At 36.9% G+C, this 21,136-nt stretch carries 21 protein-coding genes; 7 read left to right on the plus strand and 14 right to left on the minus strand.

Going from position 1 to position 21,136, the window contains the following annotated elements; translation table 11 throughout:
• Nucleotides 1-92: 92 nt before the first annotated feature.
• The 4 genes from G6W45_RS02345 to G6W45_RS02360 are packed head-to-tail and all read left to right on the plus strand — an operon-like array spanning nucleotide 93 to nucleotide 4,777.
• Nucleotides 93-650, plus strand: coding sequence for a c-type cytochrome (locus tag G6W45_RS02345; RefSeq protein ID WP_194167387.1), 558 nt, complete (start codon nucleotides 93-95; stop codon nucleotides 648-650).
• A 45-nt stretch (nucleotides 651-695) separates the two neighbouring features.
• The gene (locus G6W45_RS02350; protein WP_194167388.1) at nucleotides 696-3,791 is read left to right on the plus strand and encodes a cytochrome c biogenesis protein CcsA; all 3,096 of its coding nucleotides are present in this window, start codon (nucleotides 696-698) and stop codon (nucleotides 3,789-3,791) included.
• Nucleotides 3,792-4,223, plus strand: a complete 432-nt coding sequence (locus tag G6W45_RS02355; RefSeq protein WP_084108329.1) for a fatty-acid--CoA ligase — start codon at nucleotides 3,792-3,794, stop codon at nucleotides 4,221-4,223. It abuts the gene before it with no gap.
• Between the two features lie 53 nt (nucleotides 4,224-4,276).
• Nucleotides 4,277-4,777 carry a hypothetical protein gene (locus G6W45_RS02360; protein ID WP_242039029.1) on the plus strand — a complete coding sequence of 167 codons (501 nt, stop codon included), beginning with the start codon at nucleotides 4,277-4,279 and terminating at the stop codon, nucleotides 4,775-4,777.
• A 111-nt stretch (nucleotides 4,778-4,888) separates the two neighbouring features.
• On the opposite strand, the gene G6W45_RS02365 is transcribed toward G6W45_RS02360, so the two are convergent.
• From G6W45_RS02365 to sstT, 13 genes are all read right to left on the minus strand, one after another.
• Complete coding sequence (locus G6W45_RS02365; RefSeq protein WP_194167389.1) at nucleotides 4,889-6,721, minus strand: peptidoglycan D,D-transpeptidase FtsI family protein; 1,833 nt, start codon at nucleotides 6,719-6,721, stop codon at nucleotides 4,889-4,891.
• 7 nt (nucleotides 6,722-6,728) lie between these two features.
• Complete coding sequence (gene fliE, locus G6W45_RS02370) at nucleotides 6,729-7,022, minus strand: flagellar hook-basal body complex protein FliE (RefSeq protein WP_021090507.1); 294 nt, start codon at nucleotides 7,020-7,022, stop codon at nucleotides 6,729-6,731.
• Nucleotides 7,022-7,522 (minus strand): flagellar basal body rod protein FlgC, encoded by a 501-nt coding sequence (gene flgC, locus G6W45_RS02375; protein ID WP_054196420.1) that lies wholly within the window; start codon nucleotides 7,520-7,522, stop codon nucleotides 7,022-7,024. The genes fliE and flgC overlap by 1 nt, the downstream gene beginning before the upstream one ends.
• Before the next feature lie 8 nt (nucleotides 7,523-7,530).
• Complete coding sequence (flgB, locus tag G6W45_RS02380) at nucleotides 7,531-7,965, minus strand: flagellar basal body rod protein FlgB (RefSeq protein ID WP_054196421.1); 435 nt, start codon at nucleotides 7,963-7,965, stop codon at nucleotides 7,531-7,533.
• A gap of 62 nt (nucleotides 7,966-8,027) precedes the next feature.
• Nucleotides 8,028-8,624, minus strand: coding sequence for a thioredoxin domain-containing protein (locus G6W45_RS02385; RefSeq protein ID WP_107811420.1), 597 nt, complete (start codon nucleotides 8,622-8,624; stop codon nucleotides 8,028-8,030).
• A gap of 8 nt (nucleotides 8,625-8,632) precedes the next feature.
• Nucleotides 8,633-9,085, minus strand: coding sequence for an SsrA-binding protein SmpB (gene smpB / locus G6W45_RS02390; RefSeq protein WP_035170093.1), 453 nt, complete (start codon nucleotides 9,083-9,085; stop codon nucleotides 8,633-8,635).
• Between the two features lie 14 nt (nucleotides 9,086-9,099).
• Nucleotides 9,100-9,843 carry a 4-(cytidine 5'-diphospho)-2-C-methyl-D-erythritol kinase gene (locus tag G6W45_RS02395; RefSeq protein WP_194167390.1) on the minus strand — a complete coding sequence of 248 codons (744 nt, stop codon included), beginning with the start codon at nucleotides 9,841-9,843 and terminating at the stop codon, nucleotides 9,100-9,102.
• Complete coding sequence (gene csrA, locus G6W45_RS02400; RefSeq protein ID WP_021090864.1) at nucleotides 9,840-10,070, minus strand: carbon storage regulator CsrA; 231 nt, start codon at nucleotides 10,068-10,070, stop codon at nucleotides 9,840-9,842. The genes G6W45_RS02395 and csrA overlap by 4 nt, the downstream gene beginning before the upstream one ends.
• Nucleotides 10,064-10,885 (minus strand): tRNA pseudouridine(55) synthase TruB, encoded by an 822-nt coding sequence (gene truB, locus G6W45_RS02405; RefSeq protein WP_194167391.1) that lies wholly within the window; start codon nucleotides 10,883-10,885, stop codon nucleotides 10,064-10,066. The genes csrA and truB overlap by 7 nt, the downstream gene beginning before the upstream one ends.
• Nucleotides 10,882-12,951, minus strand: coding sequence for an ATP-dependent helicase (locus G6W45_RS02410; RefSeq protein WP_194167392.1), 2,070 nt, complete (start codon nucleotides 12,949-12,951; stop codon nucleotides 10,882-10,884). The genes truB and G6W45_RS02410 overlap by 4 nt, the downstream gene beginning before the upstream one ends.
• 51 nt (nucleotides 12,952-13,002) lie before the next feature.
• Complete coding sequence (locus G6W45_RS02415; protein WP_194167393.1) at nucleotides 13,003-13,452, minus strand: hypothetical protein; 450 nt, start codon at nucleotides 13,450-13,452, stop codon at nucleotides 13,003-13,005.
• Nucleotide 13,453: 1 nt separating this feature from the next.
• The gene (locus tag G6W45_RS02420; protein ID WP_194167394.1) at nucleotides 13,454-15,175 is read right to left on the minus strand and encodes a M3 family oligoendopeptidase; all 1,722 of its coding nucleotides are present in this window, start codon (nucleotides 15,173-15,175) and stop codon (nucleotides 13,454-13,456) included.
• 87 nt (nucleotides 15,176-15,262) lie between these two features.
• The gene (gene sstT / locus G6W45_RS02425) at nucleotides 15,263-16,630 is read right to left on the minus strand and encodes a serine/threonine transporter SstT (RefSeq protein ID WP_430746627.1); all 1,368 of its coding nucleotides are present in this window, start codon (nucleotides 16,628-16,630) and stop codon (nucleotides 15,263-15,265) included.
• A gap of 137 nt (nucleotides 16,631-16,767) precedes the next feature.
• Here sstT and metK point away from each other — a divergent pair, with 137 nt between their 5' ends.
• On the plus strand, nucleotides 16,768-17,973 hold the full coding sequence (gene metK / locus G6W45_RS02430) for a methionine adenosyltransferase (protein ID WP_194167395.1): 1,206 nt from the start codon (nucleotides 16,768-16,770) through the stop codon (nucleotides 17,971-17,973).
• Nucleotides 17,974-18,015: 42 nt separating this feature from the next.
• On the opposite strand, the gene G6W45_RS02435 is transcribed toward metK, so the two are convergent.
• Nucleotides 18,016-19,308: an apolipoprotein N-acyltransferase gene (locus G6W45_RS02435; RefSeq protein ID WP_194167396.1), complete on the minus strand. Its 1,293-nt coding sequence runs from the start codon at nucleotides 19,306-19,308 to the stop codon at nucleotides 18,016-18,018.
• On the opposite strand from G6W45_RS02435, the gene yajC reads away from it, so the two are divergent.
• The gene (gene yajC, locus G6W45_RS02440; RefSeq protein ID WP_085657834.1) at nucleotides 19,284-19,556 is read left to right on the plus strand and encodes a preprotein translocase subunit YajC; all 273 of its coding nucleotides are present in this window, start codon (nucleotides 19,284-19,286) and stop codon (nucleotides 19,554-19,556) included. The two genes, G6W45_RS02435 and yajC, sit on opposite strands and share 25 nt — an antisense overlap.
• Nucleotides 19,556-21,136, plus strand: a complete 1,581-nt coding sequence (gene secD, locus G6W45_RS02445) for a protein translocase subunit SecD (protein WP_194167397.1) — start codon at nucleotides 19,556-19,558, stop codon at nucleotides 21,134-21,136. The genes yajC and secD overlap by 1 nt, the downstream gene beginning before the upstream one ends.

Here is a 21,136-nt window from a genome sequence, read left to right on the forward strand (position 1 = left end):
TCGTAGCTCATTAATCAACTTATGATATAATCCCGGGTCGGAGCAATCTGATCCGGGATTTTTAAATTTAGAGCAAAATTTCAAGGAAAATTATGAAAAGTATTAAAATTTCTTTTTTGGCGTGTTTTTTGGTGGCAAATGCCTTTGCAGCTTCACAAGTCTACTATATAGAAGCTCGTGGTGAGTTTGGTAAAGAACTTGCAGAAATGGCAAAAAAGCAGGCTAATGATAGAAATGAAAAAGTAAATATCTATGTCGATGAAGATCCAAGACGCTATAAAGATAATAGAATTTTAAAATTGGGCGTTGATAGAAAGGGTAGATATAGTGTTTCTTTAGGTAAGGAGCTTTACGAAAAGCAATGTGCTAGCTGTCATGGCGAGAATGCTGATAAAAGGCCATTTGGTTCAACACCTCTAAAAAATATGGATGCTAAAGATATTGAAGATAGTATCATCTCTTATAGAAGTGACTCAAGTTTTGGCGGAAGCGGCAAAAATGTAATGCAAAACCAAGCTAAAATTCTTTCAAATAATGATCTTGGCGCGATTCTCGCCTATCTAAAAGGCAAAGATGCATTTGCTGAGCAAGACGCAAATGAAAACAAACCAGTCTCTACTCAAACAAAGCAAGGCAGTTATTTAAGATAAGTTTCACTTTGATAGCTTTGTCATAATATAAATAAAAGGAAGCAGATGTTAAATCCAAAATCATTATTTTTAAGTATGGGCTCAGCTATCATTTTGATGATAATCTTTGCCATAGCTAGCGGAGTCGCTACGATAATAGAAAGTAAAACTAGTACAGAAGCTGCATGGTACTATGTTTATGGTGCCAGCTGGTTTGCGCTCATTCAACTACTTCTTGGCATAAATTTGACCTATAATATCTTTAGATATAGCTTAATAGATCCAAAAAAACTCCCTTCTCTTATCTTCCACCTTGGTTTTATCGTTATCTTAATCGGTGCTGGTATAACAAGATACCTTGGCTTTGAGGCTGATATGCATATAAGAGAAAAAACTCAGTCAAATATCGTTACGACAAAAATATCCTATTTAAATTTAACCGCATTAAACGATAATGAAGAAGAGATAAACGCTGCTTTGCCACTAGGAATTTCTGATGCAAAAAAAGGTTTTGATCTAAAGCTAAAAATAGCAGATAATGAAGCTAATTTAAAATTTAAAGAATTTGTGCCAAATGCAAGTTATAAGTTTGTGGATGATAAAAATGGGCAACCAGTAGTGGAATTTGTGGTTTCAAACGAGAGTGAAAGTGAAGAAATTTTCTTGTTAGAAGAAGAGGAAGCAAGGGTTGCAGATATTAGTTTTATCTTTAATGCTAAGCCAGACGAGAGCAAAAAATATGTACTTTTTAAATTAGTGGACGGAAATTTCACAGTTACTTCAAATACTAATCTTTCAAAATTTACAATGAGTGATAGTTCAAAAACTGAGTTAAAAGCTGGTAGCGTAAATGAATTTGGCATGGGTAGTCTTTATACTATTTCAAATATAAATTTTGCTCCAAGATTAGTTTCAGTTCATGCCTCAAAGAAGCTAGTTAGCACAAAAGATAGCGAATTTAACGCCTTGATAGCTGAATTAAATTATAAAGGCGACAGTAAAGAGATGCATATTTTTTATAACCTAACAGAGCCTTCACGCTTGGCTGTGGCTGGACAAAAATTTAACGCTTCATGGGGTGCGCAGCAAGTTAAACTCCCGTTTAGCCTATACTTAAAAGACTTTGAGCTTAAAAGATATCCTGGCTCAAATTCGCCTATGAGCTATTCAAGTGAAGTTATTGTAAAAGATGATACAAACATGTCAGGGCTTGACTATAAAATTTATATGAATCATGTACTTGACTATGATGGCTATAGATTCTTCCAAAGCTCATACGATACAGACGAAAAAGGAACCATTCTCTCTGTCAATAAAGATCCAGGCAAGATACCAACTTATATCGGGTACTTTTTACTTGGGCTTGGCTTTGTGTTAAATGTTGTAAATCCTGGTAGCCGTTTTAGAAAACTAGCTAAGTTAATAGACAATGAATCAACAAAAGGTGGTAAAAAGGTTGTTGCTATCATTGCCATTATGCTTTTAAGTTTAAATTTTAGCTCATTAAAGGCTGAAGACTTTTTGCCTAATATCAGCAAAGAGCACACACAAAAGCTTTCTAGACTTATTGTGCAAAGCTCAGATGGTAGAATGAAGCCATTTGATACTCTTAGCAAAGAAATTTTAAATAAAATACATAGAAGTGAGAACATAAATAGCCTAAACTCAAATCAAGCAATGCTTTCAATAATGGTAACACCTGATTTTTGGCGAAGTGAAAAAATTATCTCACTTGGGCAAAGTAAGGAACTAAAAAAAGAGCTTGGCATAGATGAAAATGCAAAGTATGCAAGTTTTAATGATTTTTTTAGAACCACAAAAGATGGCGGAAGTGAATATAAACTCACAAAATTTGCTGAAATTGCTAATCGCAAGCACCCTGGATCACGCAATACATTTGATAAAGATGTGATAAAGATCGATGAGAGATTGAATGTTTTTTATATGATATTTATTGGTGAAATTTTTAAAATTTTTCCAAAACAAGATGACCCATCAAACTCTTGGTATTCGCCTGCTAGTGCAATGATGTACTTTCCGCCTAAGGAGGCTGATCTAGTCATCAATATGATGAGAGAGTATTTCGCAGCAGTTGATGCAGCAACAAAAGATAATGATTGGAGTAAGGCTGATGCCGCACTTGATAAAATTTCAGCCTATCAGCAAAAGTACGGTTCTGCTGTAATGCCAAGTGAAGAAAAGATAAATATAGAAATTTTGTTTAATAAAATTCAAATTTTTGAGCGATTGACACCGGTTTATCTTTTAGCAGGCCTTGCGCTTTTGTTTTTTGTTTTTGTTAAAATGCTAGCTCCAAAAGTTCAGATAAATGGCATTGTAAAAGTTGTATACATTATAAATTTACTAGCTTTTCTTACTCACACTGTCGGACTTGGACTTCGTTGGTACATTGCTGAGCATGCGCCTTGGAGCAATGCTTATGAATCGATGGTCTATATCGCTTGGGCTCTAGGATTTTCTGGTATCGTCTTTGCAAAACGTAGCCCTATTGCTCTTGCTCTTACGTCTATATTGGCAGGTGTTACATTGTTTGTTGCGCACCTTAGCTGGATGGATCCGCAGATCACTACACTTGTGCCGGTGCTTCAAAGCTACTGGCTAACAATACATGTTTCTGTCATTACTGCAAGTTATGGATTTTTAGGGCTTTGCGCATTACTTGGCGGCTTTACACTATTGCTTATCATTTTACAAAATAAGAAAAAGCCAAATCCAGAAATTTCTCGCAATATCCTCGAAGCCACTCGTATAAATGAGATGGCTATGATACTAGGACTTAGTTTGCTTACTCTTGGAAATTTCCTAGGCGGTGTTTGGGCGAACGAGAGTTGGGGCAGATATTGGGGCTGGGACAGCAAGGAGACTTGGGCGCTAGTTTCGATACTTGTTTATGCCGCGGTTCTTCATATAAGATTTATTCCAAAACTAAACAACCAGTATGCATTTGCAGTGGCTTCATTTTTTGCTTATTGGTCGATTATTATGACTTATTTTGGTGTAAATTTTTATTTAGCTGGTATGCACTCGTATGCAGCTGGCGATCCATTGCCAGTGCCTGATTTTATCTGGATTAGTATCATAATAATGGTGCTTATGAGTATTTTAGCATTTACAAAGCGATCACTTTGCTCAAGGCTTTAGATGCTAATAAAAGGTCTAATAGTTTTCTTTATTGTATTGCTATTAATTGCAATTTGTGCGTTAATCTATTTACTTTTAAGAAATAGAGATTATAGCGCCGAAATAAAGGAGCTTGCATTAGAAAAAGAAGAGATAACGATCGAAAAGCTTGAAAAGCTTGCTGGTGATAATAGTTTAAGTAAAAACGAGCTTTTCGAACTTATTCAAATCTTTGTAGGAAATTTTAGTATACCAGCTAAAAATAACCAAGTCATGCCAAAAGAGGCAAATAACTATATAAATTTTATAATTTTAATCTGCTCTCATAAAAATTCTGATGCAAAGCTCATCAGTTTTTTAGACAAAGAAGCTAAAAAGAAAAATCCAAGCTATATTGTCGAGATAGAAGAGAGTGAGAAAATCGGCATAGAAAATCGCAAAAATCGTAGATAAATTTATTCAAAAAAGTGTAGTTAAAATATCTTAAAATTAAATTTGGTATAAAAATGAGTTCTTATGATTTTGATTCTATGTACGTGATATTTCTTATTTTATTTTCAATCGTATTGCCTATATTTTTGATAATCCCTGCGGGTAGATATAATATAAAGGTTTATAAAAGTAAATTTGACCTAATTGGGCTTCATCTAATTTTTCCAGTCATTATATTGCCTGCTTTGGTAGGTACTTTTATTTTAGTTTGTAGCTTTTTAAATATTTCAGATTATACTGGTTTAAGCTTTGTTTTCTATGCTTTTTTGATTCTAATGATATCATATATAATTTATGGCTTTTATGTTTGTATCAAATATAACTACGGCTTTTTTCATTGTATCGTAGCGCTTTTCTTAAGATTTAATTATGTTACCCCACTTATTTATCTGCTCTTTTTAGGCGGAAAAAACTATAAAGATGACAAAGAGATAACTTCTAAAAATATTAAAGACTTAAAATTTTTTGATCAGTTTAGATTTTTCATTTATAATTTAATTGCTATTAGAAGTTAAAAGTATTTAAGAGCATTAAAGGTTTTGCAATTAGAGAAAACGCCAAAAAGCAAGAGAAATTTTTACATTTAGTTTTTGCTTAGTTTTTAGGTCTTTTTTGTTTTTAAAATTTTAGTCCAAAGCAGGCTTTTGTTTTGTCTTATCGTTTTTAAGCTTATCTTTTTTGGCTTCAAACTCAGCTATTACATTTGCATCAGGAAATAAATATCCATCCTCAATCATCAGATCAACTGCTTTTTTAAACATAGGTAAGGCACTTTGAGCGCCGAAGTAGTAGTAAGGTCTTTTAGGGTCCCTTGCTAAAACGCCTATTGTGTAGCTATTGCCTCTTGTATCATTTACAAAGCCAAAAAATGAGCCATTGTAGGTGTTACTGTATCCACCACTACCTGAAGCAATGTGGGCAGTTCCGGTCTTGCCACCTATCTCAAGTCCTGGCGTAAAGGCTTTTAGTCCAGTACCTTTTTCAACCGTTTTTATTAAAATTCTCTTCATTATCTTTGCGGTTTCTTGTGATATAACTTGAGCTGGCTCGAACTTTGGCAAATCGTATCTTTTTCCATTTCTTTCTAAGTAGGCGACCATGTGAGGAGTAACTTCAATGCCTTTATTATTAAATATATTGTAGGCTTTTAAAAGTTGCATAAATGTAGCTTGCAAGCCGTATCCGTAGCTCACAGTCGCCTTATATGTCGATGAGTTTAGCTTTGTAACTGTTGGCATCATACCTACTTGCTCGTAAGGTAGATCTATTCCTGTTTTTCTTGAAAAGCCAAAATTTAAAAGTCCTTGATAAATTTGTGGCCCATTTAAACGCTCAACAAGCTGAATCATGCCGATGTTTGAGCTATGTACGATTATATCCTCAGCACTCATAAAAGGCTCTGGGTGGGTATCTTTGATTATCCTTTTGCCAAGTTGGTATCGGCCATTATAGGTATTTACAAGCTCAAATGGATTTACTTTCTTCTCTTGAAGTAAGATGGAAAATATAAATGGCTTAAAAACCGAGCCAACTTCATAAGCATATTCACTAACGGTAGAGTTTAGAGCGCTATAATCTTGCTTTCTTATATTCGAAGGATCATATCTTGAGCTAGAGGCTAGGGCTAAAATTTCTCCATTTTTGCTATTCATTATGCAGATGACTAACTCTTTTGCATCTAGAAATTCACGCTTTTCATCTAAAATTTGCTCTAGTTTAGTTTGAAATTTTAATGGTATAGAAAGTACTGCATTGTAGCCATCTACTCTTGTTGCTAAATTTGAGTCACTTGTTAAAATAATATTATTTCCAATATCGCGAGGCCCTAAAATTTTTGCATTTTGTATAGGAGCTAAATAATCTTCATAATATCTCTCAAGACCTTTTACGCCTTTGCTTTTTGTAAGCGCGTCACTTTCAGTTTTGCTCACGTAGCCAATAGCTGGCGTGAGAGCATCTTTTGACATAAATTTACGATTTTGTCCGCTCTCCATTACTCTCATGCCCTGAAATGAAGCAAGACCTGTTTTTGGGTCAAGGTATGAAACCAAAATGCTCTTGCGATTTAGCTTTCTTGAGAGCTCTTGAAGGTAGGTAGCACCCTTTGCATCAATGCTATATGAGAGCGTAACGATACCTTTTGTGCCATTTATAATCTTTCTTACTTTGTTTGGATCGTCGCCGCTGTAAAGCGAATATAGCTTGATAAACATCTCTTTTTTATTAGGATCAATATTTCTAGTATCAAGCATCACTTTGTAGAGCTTTTGACTTGAAGAGATGCTAAAACCATCTTTTGTGATTATATTGCCACGAATTGCTGTGTTTATATCGCTTGTTTGAAGCCTAGGAAGCTTTCGCTCGATACTTGCTCTATAAAATATGACAAGTACGAATATTGAAATTCCAAAAGTAATTAATAAAAAAAGTATGGTTATTTTTGATTTTCTGGAATTCATTAATGACTTAAATTTGTGTTCTAGAAATTTCTTTATAAGCACTTAGTGCTTTGTTACGAATTTCTAGCATAAGCTTCATACTAGTCTCTGCTTTGCCTATCGCAATAGCAGCTTGGTGAAGATCTTTTACCTCGCCAGTCGCAAGATCGGCTATGGCTTTATCTGCGTTGATTTGCACTTTATTTAGCTCTTTTAAAGAGTCGTTTAGAGCATTTTCGAAGCCGCCTTCTTCGCCTGCTTTCGCTATTTTATTTGAATTTTCATTTTTATTTATTTTGTCTAAATTTATACTATTTATCATTATGCTTGTCCTGAAATAAGTGATATCGCACTTTGTGCTATTGTTTTTGCGTTTTGAAAGGCTGCCACGTTTGCTTGGTATGCCCTTGTTGCTTCAAGTAGGTCAGACATCTCGATGACTGGATTTATATTTGGAAATGCGACGTAGCCATTTGCATTTGCGTCTGGATGGCTCGGGTCATATTTTAGCTGAAAGTCCTTATCATCACGCACCACTTTATCTACGATCACGCTAGTTAGGGCAGGGTGAGCGTTTCTTGGTGAGCTTGGGTCGTCGAGTGGATTTTCATACTCTAGTAGACTTTGTGAGCTTTTAAGCTGGTCGTTTAAAATTTTATCAAAATTCATCTCTTTAAAGATCACTTCTTGCCTTCTATAAGGGCCACCTTCAGCTGTTCTTGTAGTCTGTGCGTTTGCTATGTTTGAGCTGATGACGTTCATCCTGAAGCGTTGTGCGCTTAGTCCGTATCCACTAATATCAAAATCATTTAAGTATGACATCATTTCTCCTAGTTCTTAGCACTTGCGTCTATTACGCTTTTAAAGATATTACTTTGAGCCTTGTAGGCATTATCAAGGGCGTTTATCATAACTGTATTTTTGCCCATTTCTGTTGTTTCTACGTCAAGATCGACTGTATTTGCGTCATTTCTAGCCATATGACCATCACGCAAGAAAATTTGAGCTGTGTCGCTTTTTGGAAAATCAACCGCAGCCATATGCGCTTCGTTTGTCTTAGCAAGTTGTAGTTTTTTTTGGCTTGAAGTGTTATAAATTTCATTTGCTTTTTCTTTTAAAACATCTTCAAATCTTATATCTCTAGCTTTATAAAATGGTGTATCAACGTTTGCAAGATTGCCAGAGATTAGTTTTTGGCGTAGTTCTCTGCCTGCAAGAGCTGATTCTACAAGTGGGCTAGATTTTGATTTATCTAAAACAAACATTTAAAATCCTTATGAAATTTCACATTTTTATAAGCAAACGATGTTCCAAATATAGGGCAAATTTATTTTGTCTCATAAATTTTTGCTAGATCTTCTTTCATTTTTGTGACTTTTATACCACCAAGATAGTATTTTACCCCGTATTGTCCGCTATCTACGTCTGTTAAAATTTGATATTCGCCATTTTTTATCACGACCTTAAAAGGTAGTGCGATCTCGTGTTTATATTCGATGTCTCTTACGATCTGTTCGGCAAGTCTGTCATTTATCTTTTGATCGTTTGTTATGAAATAGTAGGCATTAAATTTTTGCATAAATTCATGCAAAACATACTCATTTGTGACATTTTCAAAATGAGTTAGTCCAATTAGTGTAAATTTATCTTTGTTTTCAAGCTGATATTTTGTAAGTTCGGCTGCCTCTTTTTGGCAAGGCGGGCAAAATGTACCAAAAATGTCGATCATTAAAACCTTATTTTCATCATTTTTGATGGCAAAGCCGTGATCTTTTCTAACTAAAGTAAGCTCCTTGCCGCTTACATCCACAAGTTTAACCTCTTCATTTGGACTAAATTCTTTAAAATTTACACTACCGCTCTCATCTTCACCACAACCAAAAAAAGCAAATAAAGTGATTATTAAAACAAGCAAATTCTTCATCTTATCCCTTAAACGTATCTTTTTATGGCAGCTCTTGCCTCTTTGTCTGCCTCGCGTCTTTTTAGAGTCTCGCGTTTATCGTGTAAATTTTTACCTTTTGCAAGGGCTAGTCTTGCTTTTACGATGTTTTTATCGCTTAGATAAAGTGCCAAAACAACTAGAGCAAGCCCATCTTGTGAGACTTGACCGAAAATTTTATCGATCTGCTTTCTATGCATCAAAAGTTTTCTGGCTGCTCGTTCATTTGGACGAAATGCGCTATGTGTAGTCTCAAGATAGCTGATATGGGCGTTTAGTAAGAAAAGTTCGCCTTTTATGACACGTACAAAGCTATCTTTTAGATTTGCTCTACCAGCCCTTAGAGCTTTGACTTCGCTACCTTTTAATACAATGCCAGCCTCGAAGGTCTCAAGTATGCTAAAGTCGTGCAAAGCTTTTTTGTTTTTTGCTAGATCTTTTATCAAAATTTTACCTTTTATTTTACGCTAAATACGCTACTGCCGCTACCACTTAGAAATTTATCTTTAAACTCATTCATTTGTGGATAGAGCTTAAAGCATGGAGCAAAAAGATCGTTTAGCTCCTCGTTTTTATAAATTTCAAGTAGCTCTTTGCTCTTTAAATTTTGCATCTTTTTTGCAGCATTGACGTCTATATATTGTAAGAAATTGCTTCTAAATTCTTGATAAACCATCGGCGTGGAGCAAAAAATATTTGACGTGAAGATATTTAAATTTGGCGCTTCGTCATCAAATTCTTCTATGATCTCGCCTATGCCGCTTACATTTGCTGCCTTGTAGCCACTTACGAAAAAAGCGACATCTGCGCCGATTTTGGAGGCTATTTGCATCAAATTTTCGCGTTTTATATTTAAATTTAGCTCATCATTTACCATTAGTAAAAAGGTGGCAGCGTTTGAACTGCCTCCTCCTAGACCCGCACCAATTGGGATATTTTTGTTGATGATGATTTTATGGGAGCTAAAAAACTCGTCGAGCTCGTTTGAAAAGCCGGCTCTTTTTAGCTCATCTACCGCTTTTTGAATGATGTTATCTTGTATATCGTGGTTGTTGCATTCTATAGCAAACGAATCTGATTTCTTAAAATAAATTTCATCAAAAAGCTGCTCACAGAGGATAAAGCGCGATAAAATTTCGTGGTAGCTGCCTCTAGTGCCAACTATCTTTAAAAATATATTTATCTTTGCAAAGCTTTTCATTTCTCGATTTTTTTAGCTAGCTCGTGGATATCGGCTTCACTTGCAGTTTTTGTGGCATGGATATTTTCGTTTTTGATATCATTTGCTAGTTCACTTCTTAGTATCATTGTATTTCGTGGTGCTTCGATACCGAGTTTAACAGTATTTTTTGAAATATTTACTATGACAACTTTTATGTCATTTCCTATTAAAATTTCTTCATTTTCTTTTCTTGCTAGGATTAACATTTTTCAACCTTATTTAGAGTGTAATTTATAGTATCATCCGTGATTTGGATTACGCTCATAAATTTATCATAATTTAGCAAATAAATTTCTTGCTTCTGTGTTTCAAAATCGTTAATTTTTAATTTCTTACCATCAAGAATATCATTTATGTCCCCAAAGTATGTATTTTTCTGAATGTTTAAAAAATCACAAATATTCAAAAATTTTTCATTTTCGTAGCAAAATTTGCCTTCACTTATCCTTTTTAATGAGCTTAAAGTTACATTATAACCAAGCTTTTTTCCAAAAATTTCTGCATACGAACGGATATAACTTCCTTCGCTTACGCTTAAACGAATGGTTAAAAATGGGTGCGAGTAGTTTAAAATTTGGCTATCAAAAATTTCCATCGTTTCTGTCTTTAGCTCAAATTCTTCGCCATTTCTAGCTAGCTTATAGGCTCTTGTGCCATTTACATGCTTGGCGCTAAATTTTGGTGGGATGTAGCTTATCTTGCCAGTTAGCTCGCCTCTAATGGCTTCAAGTTTTTCTAAATTTAGCTCTTTTACATTTGAGATTTCAGTGATATTTTCATTATCCATGCTAGGACTGCTAGCTCCAAGCCAGATCGTCGCCTCATAGACCTTTGGGCTTTTGTCTAAAAATCTAAAAAATTTCGTATATGAGCCAAAAGCGACTATTAAACAGCCGCTTGCAAATGGATCAAGCGTGCCTGAAAATCCAGCTTTTTTAACGCCGTATTTTCTCTTTAGTCGCCCTAAAAAGTGGTTTGAACTCATGCCAGCTGGCTTGTTTGCCACGAAGATAGCGTTCATACGGCCTTTTCCACAAAGCTTGACATTATTTCTCTTACATTGCCACCAAAATTTATGGTCAGTTTAAACTCTTTTTTGATCTTGCTAACCGCGCTTACCCTGCCGATACCAAAAATTTTATGCTTAACCAAGTCGCCTTTTTTAAATTCATTACTCTTTTCGATGACTAGCGAGCCATGCGTGATACCGCTCTCACTTAAAAATCTACTCTTATTTAGCCTCGTGCGCTGACCCTTGTAAAAGCGCGAATTTGCAAAGCTTAGACTAAGTGTCTTTTTAGCTCTTGTGATCGCCACGTATGCAAGTCTGCGTTCTTCTTCGATGTCGCTGCCATCGCCGATGAGTGGAAAAAATCCCTCTTCAAGACCGATAACAAAAAGGTGCTCAAATTCAAGCCCCTTGCTCGCATGCACGCTCATAATGCTAATAGCCTCGTCACTGATGCCGTCTTGCTCGCTTGTTAGCGTGATCTCGTTTAGAAATTCCTCTAGATCAAAGCTTGGATTTTGCTTGATCTGATCTTTTAAAACAGCGTAAAACTCGTCGATGTTCGCCGCTCTTTCAGCGCCATCTGGCAAGCTCTCGTAGTATTTTTTCACGCCAAATTTTGCTTCAAATTTATCTATGAGGTCAAAAACTGAGCTGCTTTCTTGAAGCTCTTTGAGGTTGTTTGCAAACTCAAGAAGGGCTGATTTTACCTTTTTGCTAAAGGCATCGTCGTTATCAGATATGTTTGAGATCGCCTCGTAAATGGAAATTTTGCCCTCAAATGCCATTTTTTCGAGCTTATCAAGGCTTACTTTGCCTAGTCCACGCTTTGGGCGATTGATAATGCGTCTTATTGAAAAATCATCGTTTGGATTATTTATCAGCCTTAGGTAGCTTATGATATCTTTGATCTCGGCTCTTTCGTAAAATTTTACACCACCGACCATTTTATAGGCGATCTGCTCTTTGTTTAGTCCATCTTCAAGTGAGCGAGAGAGCGCGTTTATGCGGTATAAGATCGCGATATCTTTTGCTTGCACGCCTTTGCTTAAAAGCTCTTTTATACATTTTGCGATCTTACCAGCCTCAACGCTCTCATCAAAGCTCTCTATCAAATTTACAGCCTCGCCTTCGCCTTTTGTGCCCACAAGCTTCTTGCCAAGTCGGTTGCGGTTATGATCTATTAACTCGTTTGCAGCTTTTAGTATCGCCTCGCTCGAGCGGTAGTTTTTCTCAAGCCTGATAATCTTTACATCTTTAAATTGATCTTTGAAATTTAAGATATTATCGATCTTTGCGCCGCGCCAGCCGTAGATACTTTGATCATCATCGCCTACGACGCAGATGTTTTCGTGACATAGACAGAGCTTTTTTAGCAGTTTATACTGAAGGTCGTTTGTGTCTTGATACTCATCGACCATTATGTATTTGTATCGGTTTGAAATTTCTCTAGCAAGCTCTTCGTTTTCGTCTAAAATTTTATATGTAAGCCCGAGCAGATCGTCAAAATCAACAAGGTTGTTTGCCTTTAAATAGTCCTCATATTTTTCATAAATTTGAGCAGCTTGTTTGTAAAAGTTATCCTTGCTCTTGTCAAATGAAGAGAAATTTGCGTTTTTATAGACCTCTTCGACGCTTAAAAGTGAGTTTTTATAGTTTGAAATTTCGCTTGACAAAATTGCAGTTGCGACCGGACTTTCAAAGCTTTTGATGATACGTTTTTTATCGTCTGTGTCGATTATGACGAAGTTATTTTTTCTGCCAAGCTTTTCTATATAGAGCTTTAAAAACAAAAGTCCAAATTTGTGAAATGTGCAAAGTAGCGGCGAGTAGTTTTTGCCGCTTTGGCTTAGCATCGCCATGGCTCTACTACGCATCTCGTTGGCGGCTTTGTTTGTAAAAGTAAGAGTTAGTGTATTTGCCGCGTCTATACCGACCTCGCCGATGAGGTAGGCAAGCCTAGTTGTGATGGTCTTTGTCTTGCCGCTGCCAGCTCCTGCAAGTATGAGCATCGGACCATCTATATGAGTAGCTGCTTCGCGCTGGGCTTCGTTTAAATTTGATAGTAATTTTTCCATTTTTTGCTTTTTAAATTTTCTTTTGATTTTAGCCAAAAATGCTTAAAATTACTATTTTTTCTTAAATATATCTTTATTTTTTGGGTTTTGCAAAAAGACTGAGGCTGATTTTTTAGCGTGATCGACTTGTTTCTCTTTTGGCTTGTAGATAGAGAAATTTACAAGGATCGGGCTATTTTCAACCAAAATTTGAACCACTGCACCGAGTGGAAAAGAGACCACAGAGGCAAAATTTTCACTACCAAAGCCGGCCTCAAAGCTAAGCTCATCTTGCGTTAACTTCGCACTCTCAAGCGTGTAGCCACCAAGTGAAAACATAATGACAGGCATGCTAAAGCTTCTACTTATCTCATCTGGCAAGCTTGGCTCAAAGCTAACTAGCGGTAAATTTGCCATAACTGAGAAATTTACACCCTTTTCAAGCAAAAAATCAATGCACTCATAGACGTGCATCTTCATCAAAAGCGCAAATTTCTCATCGTCTAAAATTTCGTCTAACATCTTAATCCTTTGAAATTTCTAAAAACTCATCTACTAGCTTTTTGACCTCGTTTATGCCTATCTGCCAGAAGTTTTTATCATCTATATCAAAGCCAAATTTACCCACAAGCTCCCTTGGGCTAAGGCTCCCACCAAGGCTCAAAAACTCGGTGTAAATTTCGACAAAATTTTTGCATTTGCCGCTTTTATAAAGACCAAAAAGTGCAAGCACAAGAAGCTGCGCGTAAGAGTAAGCGTAGCAGTAAAATGGCGTGTGAATGAAGTGCGGGATGTAGCTCCACCAAATTTTGTAGTAGTCATTTAGTGTGACGCTTTTGCCAAACATCTTTTTGCTCTCTTTTAGCCAAATTTTATTTAGCTCATCTAGGCTGATCTCGCCCTCGTGTGCGTGCACGGCTCGCTCAAAGGTGGTGAAATTTATCTGGCGGTAAAGCGTGGCAAATATATCCTCGATCTTGCCAGCGAGCAGTGAAATTTTCTCTTTTTTGCTAAGGCCGTCTTTTACGTGGTCAAAAACTAGCATCTCGCAAAAGACTGAAGCCGTCTCAGCCGTGGTTAGCGGAGTGTCTGAGTTTAGGTAGCTTACGCTATAAGAGAGCTTTTGATGCACAGCGTGACCAAGCTCATGAGCTAGCGTGAAAAGGTCTCTTCGCTGGTTTGTGTGATTTAGCAAAACATAAGGGTGTGTGTCGCTTGATCCTGAGTGAGAAAATGCCCCACCTCGCTTGTTTGGTGTTGGATAAACATCGATCCAGCCGTCATTAAAGGCACTTTTAGCTATCTCGCCAAATTTAGGTGAAAATGTCCCAAAAGCTTTTAAAACTATCTTTTTACACTCATCAAATTTATACTCGCCCTCGCTACTAAGAGGCGCGTATCTATCGTAGTCATAAAGCTTTTTAAGGCCTAAAAGTTCTCTTTTTCGCTCGTAAAATTTAGCAACTAGGTCAAAATTTTTCTCAGTTACAGCAATGAGCGAATCAACGCTTTTTTTACTGATTTGATTTTCAAGGTGTCTTGGCTCTTCAGGAAGCTTGAAATTTCGCAGCTCGCAGCTCGTTTTTAGATCAGTTTTTATCATATTATATATGTAGCCAAGAAGGTGCTGGTGCTTGCTAAGCTCGTTTGAAAGGCTTTTAGCGGCTAGTTTTCGCACGCTTTGATCGCTCTCATGAAGCTTAGCTAAAATCTCTTCTTCATTTAAAAGCTCGCCTTTAAATTTAAACCTCATCTTGCTCATGCTCTCATCAAAAAGCCTTGAAAAGCCCTCAGCCCCAGTGCTAGCTGTGCGTAGTAGTACCCTCTCTTCAGCAACGCTAAGTTGGTGCGGTTTTGCTTTGGCGAGATTGCTTAGGTAATAGCCATATTTTTTAGAGCTTTTGATGATATCTTCTTGTTTTTTAGGGGTAAATGCATTAAATTTGATCTCAAAAAATATCAAATTTTCATTTGCTTTTGTCGCTATCTCATCGATCTTTGCATAAAATGCGCCCTTGCTTGTATCTTTGGCAAAATTTAAAAAAGCGTAAGTCATTACTTTTGAAATTTTAGCGATTAAATTTTCATATTCGCCAAATGCCTTTAAAAACTCGTCTGTTTTTAAATTTTCATAATTTTCTAGGTATTTATCTTTAAATTTCTCGCACTCTTTTTGTAAATTTAGTGCGTTTTGCTCGCACTCTTTTTCGTTTGCAAAAAGTGCTTTTAGATCCCAAATTTGCATATTTATCCTTTAAATTTTTGGGATATTTTACAAAAAAATGGATAAAAGTAAAATTTCAGCCAAAATTTAGCTGAAATTTTATGAAGATTAGTTTGAAGTCTCTGAAGCTACTGCTGTAAAAAGTACATCAGATGAGCTATTTAACGCGGTTTCAACTGAGTCTTGGATAACACCAATGGTAAAGCCAACTGTAACAAATTGCATGGCGATGTCGTTGCCGATACCAAAAAGTCCGCACGCTAATGGTACTAAAAGAAGTGAGCCGCCAGCCACACCAGATGCGCCGCACGCACCAAGAGCTGAGATGAAGCAAAGAAGTAGCGCATCGCCAAATGTAACTGTGATAGATGGGATAGAATTTACCGCAGTAAGCGCTAGGATGCTGATGGTAACTGCTGCACCGCCCATGTTTATGGTAGCACCTAGTGGGATCGAGATCGAGTAAAGCTCCTCTTTTAGACCAAGCTTTTTGCAAAGTGCCATATTTACAGGGATATTTGCGGCCGAGCTTCTTGTAAAAAATGCTGAAATAGCGCTCTCTTTTAGGCAGATCATGACAAGTGGATAAGGATTTTTTCTAGTTAATACAAAAACCATGGCCGGATAGATGATAAATGCGACAACAAGCATTGCCCCAACAAGAACTAAAATTAGTTTTAGATATCCTGCAAGTACCTCAAATCCAGTTTCATGAATGCTAATAGCTACCATGCCAAAAATACCAAATGGAGCTAGTCTAATGATAAATTTAACAATATGAGTTACACCATCGCTTATGTCTTTAAATACTTTTTTGGTCTCAGCTGTGGAATTTCTAAGTGCTATACCGCTACCAACTGCCCAGGTGATGATGCCTATATAGTTACCATTTGCAAGGGCGTTTATCGGATTTTCGACCATTTTATAAATGAGATCTTTTAAGACATTGGTAATTCCTTGAGGTGCTGACATATCAGCACTTGAAAGACCTTTTAAAGAAAGCTCCACTGGGAATAAGAAACTAGCAATAACTGCAACAACGGCTGCTAAAAATGTACCAATTAGATAGAGTGTAATGATCTTTTGCATACCTTTTGTATGACCAAAATCTCTTAAAATAATGGATGTTGCCACTAAAACAAAGACAAGAATTGGTGCGATAGCTTTTAAAGCACCTTTGAATAAATCTCCTAAAACTGAAGCTGAAGCTGCGATAGAATCGGCTGAACTGGCTTTTTCTTTGGCTTCGTTTAGCTGTTTGGCTTCATCTTGACTAAGGCGAGTTTTTATAACTTCATCTATGCTCAAACCACTCTCGTTTTGAATAGTTTGAATTTTAGCTGAGATCTTGTTATAAGGAGCTGCTTCGTAGTGTGTGTAAAAGCCAACTAGGGCACCTAGGATGATACCAACTAAAATTTGAACTATCAAATTTCCATCGGCGTATCTTCTTGCTATGTTTTTAAGCATATTCATTTGACACCTTAATAAATTAGTTTTTTGTTGATTTTAGCTAAACAATTTTTAAATATAAAGAATTTGATAAAGATTAATAAGCCTTTTAAATAGATTTGTTACAATTGCACAAAATTTTAGTTAATAAAAGGATAAAAATGTATCTATTTACCTCTGAAGTTGTAAGTCCGGGTCATCCAGATAAATGTGCTGATATAATCGCTGATAGCATAGTGGATACTATTTTAACACAAGATCCAAATGGTCGTGTCGCAAGCGAAGTTTTTGTGGCTGGAAAAAACATAGTAATAGGTGGAGAGATAAACTCAAAGGTAAAACTCTCATATAAAGACTACGAAAAGATCGTAAAGGACGCTCTTGCGCATATCGGATATGATGGAAAGAGCAATTTCACAAAAGAGCAGTGCTTGCACCCAGATGATATCGAGGTCAAAGTCTGCCTAAATCAACAAAGCCCAGATATAAATCAAGGTGTTGATCAAAGTAGCGGTGAGATCGGAGCGGGCGATCAAGGCATTATGTTTGGTTTTGCGAGCTGCGAAGCGAAAGAATTTATGCCAGCAGCCATAACTTACGCAAGAATGCTATGTGAAAAAGTCTATAAATTTGCTAAGGCAAATCCTGATAAACTTGGCGTTGATATTAAAACGCAAGTTACGATTGATTACAGTAGCAAAGACAACTTTGAAAACTGCAAACCTCAAAGCATCCATACTATCGTCGTCTCTGCCCCTTGCGTGGAGAGCATGAAGATAGAAGAGCTTCGCGCACTAATTCAAAATTTAATAGACGAAACCGGACTTCCAAAAGAGCTATATAATAAAGAAAAAACGATCATCTATATAAACCCAACAGGCAGATATGTAAATCACAGCTCACTTCACGATAGCGGCCTAACAGGTAGAAAGCTTATAGTTGATAGCTTTGGCGGATATAGCCCTATAGGCGGCGGTGCCCAGTCAAGTAAAGACTACACTAAAGTTGATCGCAGCGGACTCTACGCAGCGCGCTGGATAGCTAAAAATATCGTCGCAGCTGGCCTTGCTAAAAAATGTATCGTCCAGATAAGCTACGCGATCGGCGTTGCAAAGCCAACTTCAGTTAGCGTTGATACCATGGGAACTCATGCAAATGGCATAAATGACGATATGCTTTCAAATTTTGTAAGCGAGCATTTCGCTCTAACGCCTCGCTGGATAACAAATAAATTTGGTCTTGATAAGCCAAGTAAAGATACGTTTTTATATGCAAAAGTAGCTGCAAAAGGTCAAGTGGGAAATGCAAAATACCCTTGGGAAAAACTTGATGCGGTTGATACCTTCAAAGCTTTACTAAAAAAATAATCAAAAAGTGGCTTTATCTAAAAGCCACTTTAAATTTCTCTTTTAGAACTCATCCCAAAACGCTTTTTTAGGCAAAATGATCTCACTTTTTGAGCCATTTACGCTGTGATAGACGACTTTATTGTATTTTGTAGCAAGGTGTTTTATAAGCAGCCTTTGAAGCACAGGCTCGCTGCTTGGCACAAACCAGCCATTGTTTGTGATAGCTACAACCACGTCAAATTCGCCTTTGTAAAGCTCCTCTCTTGTCGCTTCATAGCAGATAGCGTTTCTAATTTTTACTCCATCTACCTCGTAGTCGCTAAAATTTTCAGCCTTTTTAAAGTCGCTAGCTCCGCCAAAAAATAGCTTATTTACCGCATCTTGCATAAATTTTGGCAAAGGAATTTCTTCGCCAAATGGCACTAAAAATTTCTTATCCATTCGCCTAAAAGTGCCATCTTGAAATAAAAAGGCGGAGTTATAAATTTGCTTATTTTCATAGGCAAGCGCACCAGTTACGATGGTTATCTTTTTTGAAAGCTCTTTTAGCTCATCAACGAGCAGTGGCTCATTTGTCATAAATAGTGGAAACGAGCTCTCTGGCAGCACGATAAGGCGTTTTTGCTCGGCTATGGCGTTATTTATTAAGTCTAAATTTTCATTTGTAAATTTCATGCGTAAGCTTTTATCCCATCGCACTCTTTGAGCGACATCGGTATTTACTAACTCCACGTCAAATGGTAAAGTTTTCGCCTCGCTACTTTTAAACTGCAAGGCAGCGATGAGGCATATAAAAGCTAGGATAAATTTTAAAATTTTACCCTTTAGGCTTAAAAAAATGGCTGCTAAAAATATAAATATAAGCCCTCTCGTGCTTGGCTCAAAAGCGCCTAAAACAAGCGTGGCTTCAAGGTTAAACCAGTTAAAGCCAAATGGATGAACGTAGCTTATTAAAAATAGTAAAACGGCTCTTAGTGCTACAAAGCTTGGAAAAGAGGCTATCCAAAATAAAAGTCCATAAACAAGGGCTACAAAGAGGACGACAAATGGTATAAGCCAGACAAGCTCATAGTAGATAAAGCTAAAGCCGATCCAGTAAAACCACAAAATCCCAGTGAAAAATCCAGCCGCAAAAAAGCCAGCCCTGCTTAAATTTATGATGACGTAAATTCCAGTTAGTGTGAGAAAAGGTGAGATGAAATTTAAAATTTGATTTTCAGCCATGGCTAAAAAAATGAAATTAGAAAGCAAAAAAGCACCGACAAAGGCTTTTATTATAATTTTAGTGCTAAAATGCCCATTTAAAAATCTTACAAATAAGGAAATCCATGCAAAACGCTGATTTTTTAACATCATTACTACCTCTTGTTGTGCTTTTCGCCATATTTTACTTTTTGGTTATTAGACCTCAACAAAAACAACAAAAAGCCCATGCAGCAATGCTCGCAGCTCTTGATAAAGGTGATAAGATAATAACTAATGGCGGACTTATCTGCGAAGTGATTAAAGCCGAAAATGATTTTATCAAAGTTAAACTTAACGATGATGTAATCGTTCGCATAGCACGTGAGTTTGTAGCTAAAAAGATCGAAGAAAAATAATGCGTAATGCAAGAGTCACATATAGGCTAATTATCTTAATATTAGCCTTGATTTTTGGTTTTGGCTTTTCGGTGCCATCTTTTTTTCAGACTCAAAATGGGGCTAAAATTTCACTTGGCCTTGATCTTCAAGGCGGCCTTCATATGCTACTTGGTGTTGAAACGAGCGAAGCTATCCACTCTAAGATCAAGTCAATCGCTGGAAGCATAAATTATTATGCCAAAAAAGAAGATGTGTTAATTGATAAATTTAAGATTAAAGAAGAGAACATTGACTTTACTCTCCTTGATGGCGACGAGGCTCCAAAAGTAGATAAAGCACTAGCCGAGATAAAGGGGCTTGATATTAAAAAAGATGGTTTAAATTACAGCATATCTTTAACCGAGCAAGAAAGAACGGATACGATCGAATATGCGATCTCGCAAGCTGTTGAAACTATTAGAAACAGACTCGATCAGTTTGGTCTAGCTGAGCCAACTGTTGCCAGACAGGGCAAAGACAATATCCTAGTTGAGCTTCCTGGCATAAAGACTGAAGAGGATGAACAAAGAGCAAGAGATCTTATCGCAAAGGCTGCTCACTTGCAGTTAATGGCAGTTGATGATAAAAGACAAGATCAGGCTAATACAATGAGTGAGGCAGAGGCTGAGAGCTATGGTGATGTGATCTTTAAAGATGCTAAAAATGACCGTGTAAAATATGTCGTTAAAAATATCCCAGTGCTTGACGGCTCTATGCTAACTGATGCAAAGGTTGCATTTTCTCAGCAAAATAACTTGCCTATTATAAATTTCACTCTTAACTCAGAAGGCGCTAGAATTTTTGGTGATTTTACTGGCGCAAATGTCGGCAAAAGGCTTGCTATCGTGCTTGATGGCAAGGTCTATTCAGCTCCTGTTATAAATGAAAGAATAGGTGGCGGTAGCGGTCAGATTAGCGGTGGCTTTACTCTTGATGAGGCTCACGACGTAGCGATCGCTCTTAGAAGCGGCGCACTTTTAGCACCTGTTAAGATGCTAGAGAAAAGAAGCGTTGGTCCATCTTTGGGACAAGAGAGTATCAACCAAAGCATGGTAGCACTTGCTGCCGGATCTATCTTAGTCGTACTATTTATGCTAGTTTATTACGGAATTTCTGGCGTTTTTGCAAATATTGCACTAGTTGCAGACGTCGTTATATTAGTCGCTGTGATGGCACTTTTTGGAGCGACGCTTACTTTACCTGGTATGGCTGGTATCGTGCTAACGATCGGTATGGCTGTTGATGCAAACGTCATCATAAATGAGCGTATACGTGAGCTTTTGCGTGAAGGTGTAGCGATAAGGACAGCTGTTCAAAAAGGCTATGAGCACGCCATGAGTGCGATTATCGACTCAAATTTAACTACTATCATCACAGTTGCGGTGCTTTACGCTTATGGCACTGGCCCAGTTAAAGGCTTTGCAGTAACAATGGCAATAGGTATCATGGCTTCGATGCTAACAGCTATACTTGGCACTCACGGTATGTTTGATGCCGCTATGGACAAGATAGAAAAAAGTGGAAATACCAGACTTTGGTTTGGTTATAAAAGGAGCTAA

The organism is Campylobacter concisus (assembly GCF_015229955.1).
Taxonomy (GTDB): Bacteria; Campylobacterota; Campylobacteria; order Campylobacterales; family Campylobacteraceae; genus Campylobacter_A; species Campylobacter_A concisus_AT.

Excerpts from the sequence above, each read along its gene's own strand:
- G6W45_RS02345 (WP_194167387.1), top strand. The coding sequence starts at position 93 with ATGAAAAGTATTAAAATTTCTTTTTTGGCGTGTTTTTTGGTGGCAAAT.
- G6W45_RS02350 (WP_194167388.1), top strand. The coding sequence starts at position 696 with ATGTTAAATCCAAAATCATTATTTTTAAGTATGGGCTCAGCTATCATT.
- G6W45_RS02355 (WP_084108329.1), top strand. The coding sequence starts at position 3,792 with ATGCTAATAAAAGGTCTAATAGTTTTCTTTATTGTATTGCTATTAATT.
- G6W45_RS02360 (WP_242039029.1), top strand. The coding sequence starts at position 4,277 with ATGAGTTCTTATGATTTTGATTCTATGTACGTGATATTTCTTATTTTA.
- G6W45_RS02365 (WP_194167389.1), bottom strand. The coding sequence starts at position 6,721 with ATGAATTCCAGAAAATCAAAAATAACCATACTTTTTTTATTAATTACT.
- fliE (WP_021090507.1), bottom strand. The coding sequence starts at position 7,022 with ATGATAAATAGTATAAATTTAGACAAAATAAATAAAAATGAAAATTCA.
- flgC (WP_054196420.1), bottom strand. The coding sequence starts at position 7,522 with ATGTCATACTTAAATGATTTTGATATTAGTGGATACGGACTAAGCGCA.
- flgB (WP_054196421.1), bottom strand. The coding sequence starts at position 7,965 with ATGTTTGTTTTAGATAAATCAAAATCTAGCCCACTTGTAGAATCAGCT.
- G6W45_RS02385 (WP_107811420.1), bottom strand. The coding sequence starts at position 8,624 with ATGAAGAATTTGCTTGTTTTAATAATCACTTTATTTGCTTTTTTTGGT.
- G6W45_RS02395 (WP_194167390.1), bottom strand. The coding sequence starts at position 9,843 with ATGAAAAGCTTTGCAAAGATAAATATATTTTTAAAGATAGTTGGCACT.
- csrA (WP_021090864.1), bottom strand. The coding sequence starts at position 10,070 with ATGTTAATCCTAGCAAGAAAAGAAAATGAAGAAATTTTAATAGGAAAT.
- truB (WP_194167391.1), bottom strand. The coding sequence starts at position 10,885 with ATGAACGCTATCTTCGTGGCAAACAAGCCAGCTGGCATGAGTTCAAAC.
- G6W45_RS02410 (WP_194167392.1), bottom strand. The coding sequence starts at position 12,951 with ATGGAAAAATTACTATCAAATTTAAACGAAGCCCAGCGCGAAGCAGCT.
- G6W45_RS02415 (WP_194167393.1), bottom strand. The coding sequence starts at position 13,452 with ATGTTAGACGAAATTTTAGACGATGAGAAATTTGCGCTTTTGATGAAG.
- G6W45_RS02420 (WP_194167394.1), bottom strand. The coding sequence starts at position 15,175 with ATGCAAATTTGGGATCTAAAAGCACTTTTTGCAAACGAAAAAGAGTGC.
- sstT (WP_430746627.1), bottom strand. The coding sequence starts at position 16,630 with ATGAATATGCTTAAAAACATAGCAAGAAGATACGCCGATGGAAATTTG.
- metK (WP_194167395.1), top strand. The coding sequence starts at position 16,768 with ATGTATCTATTTACCTCTGAAGTTGTAAGTCCGGGTCATCCAGATAAA.
- yajC (WP_085657834.1), top strand. The coding sequence starts at position 19,284 with ATGCAAAACGCTGATTTTTTAACATCATTACTACCTCTTGTTGTGCTT.
- G6W45_RS02435 (WP_194167396.1), bottom strand. The coding sequence starts at position 19,308 with ATGTTAAAAAATCAGCGTTTTGCATGGATTTCCTTATTTGTAAGATTT.
- secD (WP_194167397.1), top strand. The coding sequence starts at position 19,556 with ATGCGTAATGCAAGAGTCACATATAGGCTAATTATCTTAATATTAGCC.